This window comes from Ruminococcus sp. RTP21484sp1_RTP21277st1_D2_RTP21277_210401, from assembly GCF_040924225.1.
Taxonomy (GTDB): domain Bacteria; phylum Bacillota; class Clostridia; order Lachnospirales; family Lachnospiraceae; genus Blautia_A; species Blautia_A faecis.
The window spans coordinates 151571-165557 of record NZ_JBCOMJ010000003.1; the positions used below are offsets into that span (position 1 = coordinate 151571).

Consider the following 13987-nt stretch of genomic DNA (forward strand, 5'->3'; position numbering starts at 1 on the left):
AACCAATTAAAGGAGCAAAATAATATAATGCCAAAAGAAACTAATAAACAAACTAAATTATCAGGTACAACTAAAAAGAAAACCACAAAATCGTCAACTACTAAAGCAACAAAACCAAAAGTACCATTAAAAATCAATACATCAAAGTTAAAAGTTGGAATGACTGTAAAGAATTATAAAGAACTTTGTGAATTGTTAAAACAAGAGGTTACAACTGGAAATGCAAAAAAATATCAACTAAAAGAATTTGAATGTTACTTTGATTGGGAGAAATCTGGACAGAAATTTATTATAACAGATATTTATGATACTCCGCTTGAAAAAGATGATAAAAGAAAATTTGGGAATAATTCTATATATGCACATTGCATTGAAGTTATTTTATTACAGTATTTATCAAAACAAGATGGATTTACAAGTACATTAACAAAGAAAAACTGGTGGGAACTTTTAGGTATTACAAATCATAATTATGGAAAAACAAGTGAAAAAGATCTTATAAAATTAGATCAAACAGTAACATCGTTTGAAGTAAGAAATTTTTATCAACGCTGTAACAAAAGACTTGAACAAATTTTATTTTCTGCATTAAATAATCTAAAAAGTAGAAAACTTATTATTTATGAACCTGAAACTGTAATTGTAGAATATGATAACCATGGAAATGAGATAAGTTCTATTGCTACTGATGATGAAAAGAAACTTATTCTTCAAACAGAACGTTATGTATTACATACTGAAATGGGATACGAAAAAATGTTTCAAGTTTTTGTATCTGGCAGACAAAAAGAATATTATGAAAAAGTTAATGAACTTCTATTAGATCAATTTGGATGGGATCATTGTTACAAGCAATTAAAAATTATTTATACACCAGAAGATATTAAAGAAGCACTTCCAGAAACAGAAATTTATTTACAAAAACAGTTATTAAATGAAAATGTAGTAACTTGTATAAATGAAAATGCACAGTCATATTATGATAAATGCATTGAAAAATATAATAAAGAAGTATTTGGAAATGAAGAAGATTATTGGGGTGAGTTACCTGCATTCTCAATGGAGAATAATAAAAATATATGGAAAATCCCTGATACATATCTTACTGCACAATCTATCTTGACAAATGAATTAATAAAAATTGGGCATAAAGATTTAGAGTTTTCAGCAGAAGATTTTATTAAAAGTAATGAAGATGATCCTGAATTTTCATTTTGATATAAATTTAGAAAAGTTGAAAATTAGATTTTAACCATATTTTATATAGTAAAACCAAATGTCTACAAGATTACTAGGAATAAGGCTTTTTCGCCATATAAAATAAGGGTAAAATCAAAAGTTGTCCGTTTATAATTCCAATATATATTATTATATATATTCTCTTATATAGGGAAGTTTAAACGGACAACTTTTTGACACGCTTTTTCACTATATAAAATAAGGCGAAAACAAGCTTAACACTTTTGTAACAATTACATTTTAGCCTTATTTTATATAGGATTTCTCGTGATGTTCCAATTATAAACGGAAAAATTTCAATAAAAATATACAATCAATCAATTTCGAACGAACAATTTTGAAGCGTTAGCGAAAAATTGTGAAGTGATTCCAAATGAACGAAGCTTTAGCGAAGTGAATGCGGTTAAGCACTGTCGGAACGACAGGATAGTTAGTTTGAAATATTGATTATAAATATTTATTATAAAATTTTGATTATACTTTACTGGTGTTCCACCAGAGGCTGCCGCACTCACTTCGCTTACGCTACGTTCATTTGTCATCACTACGCTATATGTTTCGCTACGCTTCAACATCTAGCTTCGTTCTAATTGATTTTATATTATTATTGTCATTATTTATTATCATTATCTATTCAGATAAATAAATTCCAATATAACTTATAACCAAATAGAGAAGAAATTAATAGTCAGATGTGAAATAACACATTTGCATTTTTTGTGAATAAAAAATTTTTCTATTAAGAAGAATTTTATATAACCTACTACCCTTCAACCCTTCACATTTTTAGTAGGTTATGTAACTTATCAACCTCGCACAGAAAGGATTAATACTAATTATGTTAAAAGGAGTACATACTAAATATGAATACAGAAGTAAACACAGACAACGTTGCACTTACACAGAGATTATCATCTAAAACTACTAAAAATTATTATACAGGAGGTACATTTCCTGCTATACCATCTCGTGAAGAATTTCATCGCTATGCATCAAATATATTAAATTTATATGCCTTTGAGACTGATTATCCTCCATTTCCTAGTTGTAATATTAATGCTGCAGCTTCTTCTATTGGATGGACAAAGAGTAATAATAAGAATAATGGAAATAAATATAAATTTAAATCAACTAAAAATTCTACTAAGAAAGATCATCAATAATGTAAGGTGGTGATTATCATTAGTGAGTTTGGAATTAAAATTAAAAATATCAGTGCCGGTACATTATATGATGTTAATTTAGGGACAAGAGATTATTTCTCTTACACTGAAGCAATGCTTAATAACAGTTTATTCTCTGCTTTTCTTATAAAGAATGGTCTTAATGTATATAAAGGTGAATCTACTAGAGATATTATTTGCTTAGACTTTGACTTTGGAACCAGATCTTATGAGGATGAACATAAGCGAATTGAGCAGTTATATAAAAATTCTGATGGCGAATTAAAGGAACGTCTTAAATACACATTAGAGAAAGTTGAGAACAACAAAGATCTCTATGATGAAAAAAAACGTGAGCAGATCAGAGATAAATTCTATAACGAAGGTGTAGATGTTACTTATAAAACTAAGAATAAAGATGACACTATTAAAAGTGAAGAAACAATTCACTATGAGATGTTGTTTCGAACCAGTGCTAAAGCAAAGCTTGGAAAGGTTATCTTTATAAACTCTGAACTTTATGAAGTGGCTTACGAATGGTTAACTATCGGACTTGGAAAACTAATGACAGATGACAATGCAAAAATTGTTGAGATATCTGCCTATGCTCCACTTACTACGTCTACCATCGTTGGAACTAAGTATATTCCTGTAGAGGATATTCTCATTCTTAGGGACCAAGATTCATTTTTTAAGACAATGGCTAACATTGTTCGTGCAGAAGATTACGTGGACTCTAAGGGTCGAATTTGTAAGAAATGTGTCGTAGACAAGAAGGTTACCGAAGTCAAGAATACACTTTGGGATGGTATGGGATTGATCGAAGCTGATTATTTTAAAGATTGCAGAAATGCTTATAATCCGGAATGGACTGTTAAAATCAACGGCATGGCTCTGATGAGACACCATTTATTTAAGATGTGTGGTTTTAAATCTCATATACAGTTATTTTTTAAAGATTGGTGTGAAAAAACCGGTAATGATTACGAAACATATCAAGTTCAAGATATGTTTGGTCATTGGCATTATTTGAAAGACATTAAGATTATCACTACTGACAATGCCATTAAATGGAAAAAATTCAAAGATTTAATGGGCGGCTCATTAGAATCTGCATATGAGTATTGGTGCAATAAGGTAAATGAAGATGGCAGCGTGTTCGGTATTGTAAAAACCGATCATCCTAGTAAACTTGGTGAATATCAACAGCTCAGTTATCAGATGGTTAATACTCTCCCATGTACCAAAGATGATGTAAGGGATATTGCAAGCACCAGTATTGAATATGTGGAGTTACTGAAGCAGGATAATAATGAGTTTGAGAAATTCTTAAGAAAAAATGCTAATGAGGTAAACCACTATGAGATGATGGCTGATTTATATGATCACAACCATGAATTTGGCAATAGTACATTTTTCAGACATGAGAAGTCAAAAATTATTTCTGCATATGTATACAAGCTTAGAAAAGGCAAGATTGTTGTAAATGGTGACAATTTAACAACATGTGGAAACCCTTATGCTCTTCTACTCTATTCTGTTGGTGAGGATTTTACAAAAGATCCTACTCTAAAAAGTGAGAATAGTGTAATTCAGTGTTACACTACAAGATTTCAACATGACGAACATCTATGTGCATTTCGTAATCCTCACAATTCCCCAAATAATATTTGTTATTTTCATAATGTATATAGTAACGAGATGGAAAAATACTTTGAATTTTCAAAAAATATTATTGCTGTAAATAATATTGAGACTGACTTTCAAGCAAGAAGTAACGGAAGCGATCATGATTCGGATTTCGTTCTAGCCACAAATCAGCCGACAATGGTTAAGTGTGCAGCTTATTGCTATAAACACTACCCTACTATTGTCAATGACTTAAAAGAAAGTGGTGTCGTTTATAAAAATAACAAATCAGAATATGCACGTATGGACAATACATTTTCTAAATCAAGAATCGGAATTGGATATTCCAGTAATTTGGCACAGCTTGCCATGACTTATTACTGGAGTGAGTTACAGAGTGATAATCCAGATCCAAAAAGACTTGATGAACTGTCAGATAATTTCGTAATTCTAAGCGTTCTTGCTCAAGTAATAATCGATAGCTGCAAGAGGCTTTATGAAATTGATGGTGTTAAAGAGATTGATAGGATTAGTAAACTTCCATGTATGTCAATGAAAAAAGAAGTAATTGATAAAAATGGGAATGTAAAAACAGTAAAATGTGACTTTCCACAATTTATGCAGTATACAAGAGAAATAAAAACAACAAAAGATGGCAAGGAACTTCCATTTGAAGACATTGATGAATCAAGGAATAAATTAAAAGGTCGTATTAATAATGATTTAATTTGTCCAATGAATTGGTTACAAGAGTGGTTAGATAAAATACAGGGGGCAAGCAAAACTACTACTATTCCAACAGAAAATTTTTTCATTAAAATGGATGGTACAGCATCAAGTGCACAAGTAACAAAAATAATGAAAATTATAAACGAGTATGATAACGCTATAAAAGCATTAAACAGCCTATCAGTTGAGCGTGATGAATATGTTGATTCATTAGCAGAAATTGCTAAGAATACATTGGATCAAATATCACATATGAAAATCGGAAATAAAAAAACAATTAATCGTTTGATAGAGATTGCACTTGGAATTGGGAAAAAATATGCTGGAAGAGATTTTAAATTAAAAAATCCACAAAAATATGCTAGAAAAATCTTAAACACAGTATATCAATATAATCATGAAAAATTTTTAAGCAACTTTGTTATTTGCAAATGAAACAAGAACTTTTGCAATAATGTTCGTTTTCCCCTTTATTTATATGGTTTTTTTTAATGTCGAATATCTTCCCATATATGGAGAGAGATGAATGGCATCCACAACCATTCGTACTGTTTAAAGTGGAAACAGTTTTTAGATGAAATTGGAGAGTTCCGAAATTAAGCTCCCGTGTCCAAGAGCCGAGACACGTATGTATACGGCCAGAAATTTCTGATTCATATATTGTAGAGGGATTGGATATATATTCGGTCCCTTTGCAATATGAATGTCGCAGGATAGAGAAGTTTGGTATCTCGTCAGATTCATGCTCTGAAGATCGGCAGTTCAAATCTGTCTCCTGCAATTATTATCCTCTCTTACGAGGAAATTTAGAACGAAAGGTGTGTATTGTTATTAAAACAATTACAAAAGAGGGTATCCAGTCCCTTATTGATAAAAAAATCTTAAAGCCATACTCAGGAGGGTATATGAATTCCAGAGGGTACCATGTGGGGTATTATAAAACCTGTGGAAATAAGAGGTACATTGAAGATTGGTACGCTGATAAGGCGGAAAAATTAAAATAACTTGAAAGGCTGAAAGGCTTATGGCTAAAAAGAAAAAAGGTGATGGTATCACTTTTGCTGGCATGTCCTCAAATGAAGTCACAGGATCATGCTACCATATTCAATTTGCCGGTAAACAAATTCTATTAGAATGTGGATTATATCAGGCATCTTCTAATGATTATCTTGATTCTTATAAAATTAATTCCAAGAAATTCCCATTTAAACCAAGCGAAATATCATATATTTTCGTAGAACATTGTCACATTGACCATATTGGACTGCTTCCACGTCTTATAAAAGAAGGTTTTAAGGGTAAAATAATCCTCACAGATAAAGCAGCACGAATTGCCGAAGCATTATTAAGAAACTGTGCATTTATTGTAGCAGATGAAGCACGTATATTATCCAAAAGATATAATCGTGATTACTCTCCACTTTATACAATGGATGATGTAGAAAGAACATTGGGTTTCTTTTATGTTTATGATCAATACAATACAGTTTTTAGATTAGATGATAACGTAAGTTTCCAATGGTTCAAAAATTCTCATTGTCTTGGTGCTGCACAATTACAGCTTATTCTTAAAGACGAGCAACGATGTAAGAAAATCTTATACACTTCTGATATTGGAGCAATAAATCCAGTAAATCATTATCTTTCTCAAACAGAAATTCCGGATTGTTTCAACGACTATACAATTATGGAATCAACTTATGGTTCAAAACAAAGAACCAGTAAAAAGACACGTAAATTTGATAAAGAACATTTAAAAACTGCTGTTGAGACTGTGTTTGAAAGAAATGGTAGTGTTATTATTCCATGCTTCTCATTTTCACGTACACAGGAAATTCTTACTGTTTTATATGAGATTTTTGGTAGTGATACTAAATTTAAAGCACCAGTAGTTGTAGATTCTATGCTCAGTTGTGAAATTTCTAATATTTATTCTGAAATTCTATCTGGAGATAATTTAAAGCTTTGGAATAAAGTAACAGAATGGGAAAATGTACGATTTATCTCTGATAAAGCAGAATCAGATACTTGTGTAGCTGATGATCAGCCTAAGATTGTAATTTCAAGCAGCGGTTTTTGTACTAACGGTAGAATTTTAAAATACCTGGAAAAATATATTGCCGATGAAAACAGTATGATTTGTTTATGTGGTTATTGTGGTGATAATCCAAGTTATCTGGCATATAGAATCAAGAATTATAAAGACTTCAAACAATTAAAAATTAACCATACTGTGGTTGAAAATAAAGCAGACTGTATTTCACTCTATACTTTTTCAAGTCATGCAAATCATGATGATTTAGTTAAGTTTGGATCAAGTCTAAAAACTGAAAAATTAATATTGGTCCACGGCTCTGAGGAATCAAAGTTAGAGCTTAAGGAAGATTTACAAAAATCAATCTCAAAAAATGACAAGAGTTATAAAGTATTATGTAGCTCTAAAGATATGTTTTTGAGATTATAAAAATAAAAGACTAAAAGGAAAGCAGGTAATGCTTATGAATGAAAAAAAGGATAAAAAGAAATTGGAAATGGCATATTTAGATATTGCTATTCCGCAGAATGCTGAAAATTTACAGTTACCAGATCCATCACTTCTACAGTTTTATAAAAACTATGAGAATAGAATTATTTGGATTGATGATGAAATTACTTCAATGACGCTTGAATATGCAAAAATGATTATGCAGTGGAATTTTGAAGATAAGAAAAATAATATCCCTGTTGATCAGCGTACTCCTATTAAAGTGATTTTCTTCAGTCCAGGTGGTGAATTAGAAGTAAACAACTGTCTTGTAGACACGATTCAGCTTAGTACAACAAAAGTTATTGGAATTAATGTTGGCGTTGCTGCATCAAGTGGATGTTTTATTTATCTCTCTTGTCACGAAAGATACACATTCCCAACAGCAGAATTCCTTGTTCACAAAGGTGGTGGATCATTCGCAGGTAATTATAATGAAGTAGTTGCTGCAATTATGAATTATCAGCGTCAGATTGAGGAATTAGGTAATTTTGTATTATCACGAACAAAAATTCCAGAAGATGTATTTTATGAAAATTTTGATAACGATTGGTACTTATCTGCAAGTGAAGCTATTAAATATGGTGTCGCAGAGAAAGTAATTAAAAGTTTGGATGAAATTATTTAAAAAAATTTTATGATTAAAAGGAGAAAATAAAAAATGGCTAAATCTTGTTTAAGCTTCAAACGTAATACAACCGATAAATTATCTATTAAAGGAACACTTTCTGATGATTGTTCCACAATTACATATACAGATGAAAATGGTGATGAAAAAGAAATATTTGTTGTAGATCTTCTCAACGCTATGAAAAATCAGTATATTGAGATGACTACTCAGATTAAAACTGAGGAAGAGTTAGATGTAATTCCTGCAGAGGATGCAGATAACGCAGAGTAGGTGATCGCCTATGGATTTCGAAAAAAGAATAAGTGATTATGGAATGACACCTGAACAATACGAGGCTTCGTTTGCTGAAATAACTGCAAAAGTACAGGGAAACTCAGATAAAGATTGGACTGAAATTATTGATCAATATTCTATTCCACTATCTCGCAATACTCTTCGGAACGCTTGTAGCAATGTGTATGGCAGCGTATTCGTAAAAGAATATTTTGATGAAAAAAGAAGAAAAGAAATGGAAGTAAATAGTGAACCAATTACAGATGAACCGGCTCCTCTCTCACTTCCAAGATATAAAGAACAGACAGACGTAAACAAAGATGGCTCTTTTACAAGTGATCGACTTATTGAGATTAATGAGGAAAACTTGAAAAATCCTGAATTTTTACTTAACGCACATGGTTATGATCCACTTGAATGGGAACTTGTCTCTGCAAGAAACTCTATTTGGAATCAAGGTGGAAAATCTGGTGTTAAAAATCTGTATGCAAGCAAAATCAATGTAAAACCTAGAACTGAAATTTCTCAGATTGAAATTGAAGAGTTTTACGAAGATTTAGTTAGAAATTATAATCCGAAAAATAGAGATTATTTTACAGAACCTAAAGTTGATGATGGAGTTTTATATGAAATCCCAATTATGGATTTGCATTATGGTAAGTTCGCATCAGGAAGCCTTACAAACGGAGCATATGATTATATTATAGCTGAAAAATGCTTTAATACGATTATAACCGAGGCTATTGAGGATATTAAATCAAGAAAAGTCGCAAAAATTCTTATGCCAATCGGCAACGACCTTCTCCATTTTGATAATGTACAAGGAACAACAACTCGTGGTACAGCACAGGACACAAATATGAGACATCAGGAGATGTTTAAAGGATGCGTTGAAATGCTTATTGATGGCATTACTGCATTATCTAAATTTGCTCCTGTTGAACTTATGTATGTCCCAGGAAACCATGATTTTTTAAGCTCTTGGCACGTAGTTATGACATTATTGGCTTATTTTCATGAAGATCCAAATGTGTTTGTTGATGTAGACATGCATCCAAGAAAATATTTTGAATGGGGCAATTCTCTTATTATGTACGCTCATGGAGATAAAGAAGGTAAACGTGTAGACAAAGTAATGCAGGTTGAAGCCAGAGAGGCATTTGGAAGAACAAAATACCATGAAGCACATCTCGCACACCTTCATTCGGAACAGGCAATTAAAGAACTTGGTGGTTTAATCATTCGTAATCTCCCATCTGTTACAGGCGAGGATAACTGGAGTCACGAATCCGGATTTGTTGGTGCTGTAAGAAAATGCATTTGTTTCATTTGGGACAAAGAAAAAGGTCTTAAAGGAACTACTAATATTGTTATTGACTGATGAAAATCAGTTCGAACATAGACAACTGAATAACATGCCGAGCGTGGCGGACCCACGTATAAATAAAAACAATAAAATTATAAAAATTTAAATGATCAAAGGAGTAACAAAATTATGACTAAAACTGAACTTATTAAAGCAACAGCAACTAAAGCAGAGAAGACAATTAAGGAGACTGGTGATATCGTAGCAGCTCTTCAGGAAGTTATCATGGAGACACTGAAAGCTGGTGAGGATATTAGAGTACCTGGATTTGGAAGCCTTGAGGTTAAGGATGTAGCTGGAAGAAAAGGCCGCAATCCGCTCACTGGGGAAGACCTGATGATTAAACCTCATAAAACTGTTAAGGCAAAACTGGCAAAAGCTGTAAAGGATGCTGCTAGATAAATAGAATTTTTCATTTTTTGATAAACCACAGGGCTGTGATAGTCCTGTGGGAATATAAACATTGTTTTCTTACGCGAGGTGATTAACCCTCTGTTTTGATATTTTTATCATAGCACTCTTTCATATTGGGATGGCTATTGCCGTAGTCATCTCACGTAAGGAAACAAGGTAAATGTTGCGGCAAACAACAAAATATATTTAGCATATAAATAGTGCAGAAAGAGTGAATATATGATTAAAAATGAATTAGTTTCTATTGAAAATGGACAAGTATTAACAACAAGTCGTGAAATTGCAGAACATTTTAATAAAGCTCATAAAGATGTTCTTGAATCAATACGAAATCTCACAGCGGAAAATTCCGCCGTGAAAAATATGTTTATTTATTCAGAATATAAGAATTCAAGAGGACGAACTTATACCGAATATCTCATTAATCGTGATGGTTTTTCTCTTCTGGCGATGGGGTTTACTGGGAAAGATGCTCTTGAATGGAAATTAAAATATATTGAAGCATTTAATGAAATGGAAAAACAGTTATCATCTCATTCTGAGCCAAAACTTCCAGTAAATTACAAAGAAGCTCTAGTGCAGCTTCTTGTAGAAGTTGAAAAGAATGAAGAACTTGAAAAAGAAAATGCAGTTTTAAAACCAAAAGCTACATATTATGATGATGTTCTTAAGAAAAATGGATTAATTAATACAAGTATTATTGCAAAAGATCTTGGATTACATGCAGCTAAATTAAATGAAATTATGCATGTGAATCGTATTTTATTTAAGAATGGTAATTGGTATCCTTATGAAGAATATAAATGGCTGATTACAGATGGATATGCAGATTATGAAAGTTATAAAGAAGAAAAATATAAACCGGTATTAAAATGGACTGAAAAAGGTCGCAAATGGATTATTGATAATTATAAAGATTGGATTGAAAAATACAATTCAGTTTCTAAAAAATAATAAAAAACTATTCCACAGGGCTGTAATAGTCCTGTGGTAAATATAAAATCGTTATTTTATGTGTGGTGATGGCTGATGCTGTCATCTTACATAAGATAATGAAGATATTTGATAAAGGAAGTGATTAAGGATGGCTAAAAGAGGCCGTGTTTATAACAAATTTTATACTGATGAATTATGGGAACAGGTCAACAAAGAAAATAAGCGTATTCTTGAAGACTTTCTATCTGAGTATAAACAACGAAAAAAAAGCAAAGGAACTATTAATGGGTATCGAAGTGATTTAAAAATTATACTAATTTATGTTCTTAAAAAATTAGATAATAGATGCATTCTTGAATTAAACAAAAAGGATTTTCGTAATTTAAGCTTATATTTTTCAGATGATTGTCAAATGTCTGCAGCTAGAGTTAATAGGCTTAAAAGCGCAGTAAACAGTATGCTTACATTTTGTGAAGAAGACGATGATTACGATTACGAAATTAACTATGCAAAGAAAGTAGCCGGTCTTCCGAAAGAACGTGTACGAGATAATGAAGATGATTTCTTCTTTACATTTGATGAATTTATTAAGGTTAGAGATATTCTTGTAGAAAAAGAAAAATGGCAATTGGCTGTTTTATGGTCCATTGGATTTGATTCTGCAGGAAGAAAAAATGAATTATTTCAGATTCAAAAGCATGGATTATTAAATGGTAATAAGACAAATGTTGTTGTTGGAAAACGTGGAAAGAAATTTCCATTAGTTTATCTGGATGACACAAAAGAAATCATTCGAAAATATTTGGAATGGCGTGGTGATGATGATATTGATTCACTTTGGATTAAAGGTCAAGGTAATCATAAAGAAGCAGTCAATGATCCGAATATTTTATATGATAGAATCGTTTCAATTTCTAAGATTCTTTCCGAAGTTCGTGGAGAAGAATGTAATATATTCCCACATAGTATGCGACATGCTAGATTAGAATGTTTGGCTCAAGGTACTGATACTAGATTAGTGGATGAAAATGGAAATATTAGAAAGTACTCTCTTGAGCAAATTCAAATATTTGCGCATCACAGTGACGTGAGTACAACCCAGGGGTACTTAAAGGATCATTCGGAAGATACTATTAATGAAATGTTTGGAATAACCGAATAGGTTATTTAGAAGTACATATTGGAGGTAAGTAATGTTCAATGGACAGCAAAGCCCTATTATGATTATAACAGGCAAAAAAGCAAAAGAAATGTATGAAAGATCACAGACTCCTATGGCAGATCATACGAAAGAAATTCGAGAAGCAAGAGAACGTCTGAGAAAAGCCGGAATGTTTAAGTAACTTCTCTTCTACTATATTTGTTCTGTGGTGGAACATTTTATTCCCAAGACGCTTGTGATATCAGGTAGGCAAGAAGAGTCCGAAAAGAGGGGATTTGTTCTGGAAGTCTGCACCAGTACCTGATAAATAACAAACGTAGTCTGAAAAAACAAAAAGGCAGTTACAAAAGTAACCACCTTAATGTCGATGAGATAGCCTTTTATTGACTATCGTCATCTGTTTCGCTTGCAAAGTTCACAGCAATTTCTGCATTGACCTTATCGGCACTAACAGAAACTGTAAGGCTTTGCGGATTATGATTAATGATTATCCACAGTGCAGCGATTGTAATTATAGTAAAACAAAGAAGTCGGATCGCTAACTTTGCAAGCTTAAGCTTGTTTCGCTCGTCTCTCATATTTCACCTCCTCCCTGGCTATAAAGTAGCCAACTAGTTCAGAGGGAAATATGTGAGCAGAACGCCCAGAATCATATAGACTTCTGATTTGAATGCACCGATCCTTTCCGGTCTTATCTTAAATGCCAGGTGCTGTGTCAATAAGTTACAGTGTATCGGAGTAGTTGAAGTACTCTTCTACACTTTTCTATTATGATTCATGGGTATTAAATAAACAAGTCAGAACTTATGTTTTATTGCCAAGAATAGAAATATTCTGTTACGCAGATAAGGAGCGTCTGCCATCGGAGAATGACATAGTTGACAAGTGCCTCAAAGTTATTCGCGCGTAGCCGATGTAAAATAATCCGTGATTCATCATACAGTGTTAGGACTGGAACCTTCCGACTGAGCGGAAGCAAATAATACCCTTCCTGATTTAGTCAGGATAGCTGGCGGACAGCGAAATAACTACGCATTACGCAAATACGATTCGCAATGTGCGGAAAAGAAACATTGCAATCTGGCAGGTATAGCTTAATTGGTAAAGCGTCATATTCAAATACTTATTATAATACAAATGAAGATTCCAGGTTCGAGTCCTGGTACACTGCCCTACAACTCAATTTTAATGAGTATAAAATTTTATTTGGATGGATAGCGAAGTGGTCAAACGCTCCTGACTGTAAATCAGGCGGTTCTGCCTTCGAAGGTTCGAATCCTTCTCCATCCACTAAATAGGACTACTGTCCTATTCTATTATTCTTCTCTTTTCTTTGTATTTTTCATTTTCATGATTATTTCTCCAAGCTGGGCTTCGGTCCAGCGTCTTGGGATGTAGCTCAGTTTGGTAGAGCGCCTGATTTGGGTTCAGGAGGTCCAGGGTTCAAGTCCCTGTATTCCAACTTTCCTATATACGACATAGTATTCCACAGGAGGCATGGTGTAGATTTTGCATACCTGTGACAGGAAAAAATAATGAACAAAAACAGTTAGAGGTTTTTACTTGAAATGGTGTTTACACCAAGTCTTGTTTTGTATGGCAAGTGCATTGAAGCTATCTGGATTGGTCCAGATCTGAAACAATTGTGAACCATGGATAACATGATTGTGAGTAGGTAATAAGAGAAATAGATGGTCGTACTATCCGCTTGCATTTAATAGAGGTAATTTTAGAAGAAACACCGTCAGGTACCTAGAATTGAGTAAGAAAAGAAAATCTTTATCAGAGAGATTCGATCCAGACTCAGGTGACAAATTTATTTCTTCCTATCGGTTAGGAAGACTGCGCCAGTGTTCATGAACAAACTCCCACCTAAAAAGACGGAAGCGCCAATATGCTCTGACGTGTACAGGCTTTAAAA

Annotated in this window: 12 protein-coding genes and 3 tRNA genes; 14 read left to right on the plus strand and 1 reads right to left on the minus strand. The window is 32.6% G+C overall.

All coding sequences use genetic code 11. The features are described 5' to 3' along the window. Positions 1 to 27: 27 nt before the first annotated feature. The 12 genes from AB5706_RS03545 to AB5706_RS03600 all read left to right on the plus strand — a co-directional run bounded on the left by AB5706_RS03545 (position 28) and on the right by AB5706_RS03600 (position 12247). Complete coding sequence (locus tag AB5706_RS03545) at positions 28 to 1218, plus strand: hypothetical protein (protein WP_195590038.1); 1191 nt, start codon at positions 28 to 30, stop codon at positions 1216 to 1218. Positions 1219 to 2102: 884 nt separating this feature from the next. Continuing rightward, complete coding sequence (locus tag AB5706_RS03550; protein WP_195590037.1) at positions 2103 to 2402, plus strand: hypothetical protein; 300 nt, start codon at positions 2103 to 2105, stop codon at positions 2400 to 2402. Positions 2403 to 2411: 9 nt separating this feature from the next. Continuing rightward, positions 2412 to 5195 carry a hypothetical protein gene (locus AB5706_RS03555; RefSeq protein ID WP_195590036.1) on the plus strand — a complete coding sequence of 928 codons (2784 nt, stop codon included), beginning with the start codon at positions 2412 to 2414 and terminating at the stop codon, positions 5193 to 5195. 272 nt (positions 5196 to 5467) lie between these two features. Beyond that, positions 5468 to 5541 (plus strand) — tRNA-Met (locus AB5706_RS03560). Between the two features lie 243 nt (positions 5542 to 5784). Beyond that, on the plus strand, positions 5785 to 7224 hold the full coding sequence (locus AB5706_RS03565) for an MBL fold metallo-hydrolase (RefSeq protein WP_195590034.1): 1440 nt from the start codon (positions 5785 to 5787) through the stop codon (positions 7222 to 7224). Between the two features lie 34 nt (positions 7225 to 7258). Further along, complete coding sequence (locus AB5706_RS03570; RefSeq protein WP_202187778.1) at positions 7259 to 7912, plus strand: ATP-dependent Clp protease proteolytic subunit; 654 nt, start codon at positions 7259 to 7261, stop codon at positions 7910 to 7912. 33 nt (positions 7913 to 7945) lie between these two features. Then, on the plus strand, positions 7946 to 8185 hold the full coding sequence (locus AB5706_RS03575) for a hypothetical protein (protein ID WP_368365862.1): 240 nt from the start codon (positions 7946 to 7948) through the stop codon (positions 8183 to 8185). A 10-nt stretch (positions 8186 to 8195) separates the two neighbouring features. Further along, on the plus strand, positions 8196 to 9569 hold the full coding sequence (locus AB5706_RS03580) for a hypothetical protein (protein ID WP_368365863.1): 1374 nt from the start codon (positions 8196 to 8198) through the stop codon (positions 9567 to 9569). A 114-nt stretch (positions 9570 to 9683) separates the two neighbouring features. Then, a complete protein-coding gene (locus AB5706_RS03585) occupies positions 9684 to 9956 on the plus strand; it encodes an HU family DNA-binding protein (protein ID WP_173769247.1) in 273 nt (90 codons plus the stop codon). Between the two features lie 231 nt (positions 9957 to 10187). Next, a complete protein-coding gene (locus tag AB5706_RS03590; RefSeq protein ID WP_243271361.1) occupies positions 10188 to 10922 on the plus strand; it encodes a phage regulatory protein/antirepressor Ant in 735 nt (244 codons plus the stop codon). 130 nt (positions 10923 to 11052) lie between these two features. Next, positions 11053 to 12066 carry a tyrosine-type recombinase/integrase gene (locus AB5706_RS03595; RefSeq protein ID WP_368365864.1) on the plus strand — a complete coding sequence of 338 codons (1014 nt, stop codon included), beginning with the start codon at positions 11053 to 11055 and terminating at the stop codon, positions 12064 to 12066. Positions 12067 to 12097: 31 nt separating this feature from the next. Continuing rightward, complete coding sequence (locus AB5706_RS03600; RefSeq protein WP_368365865.1) at positions 12098 to 12247, plus strand: hypothetical protein; 150 nt, start codon at positions 12098 to 12100, stop codon at positions 12245 to 12247. Positions 12248 to 12446: 199 nt separating this feature from the next. On the opposite strand, the gene AB5706_RS03605 is transcribed toward AB5706_RS03600, so the two are convergent. Next, entirely contained in the window at positions 12447 to 12644 is a 198-nt protein-coding gene (locus AB5706_RS03605; RefSeq protein WP_368365866.1) for a hypothetical protein, read from the minus strand. A gap of 630 nt (positions 12645 to 13274) precedes the next feature. On the opposite strand from AB5706_RS03605, the gene AB5706_RS03610 reads away from it, so the two are divergent. Together AB5706_RS03610 and AB5706_RS03615 are read left to right on the plus strand one after the other, a co-directional pair. Further along, positions 13275 to 13356: transfer RNA gene (locus AB5706_RS03610), tRNA-Tyr, on the plus strand. A 98-nt stretch (positions 13357 to 13454) separates the two neighbouring features. Continuing rightward, positions 13455 to 13528, plus strand: a tRNA-Pro gene (locus tag AB5706_RS03615). Positions 13529 to 13987 lie beyond the last annotated feature (459 nt).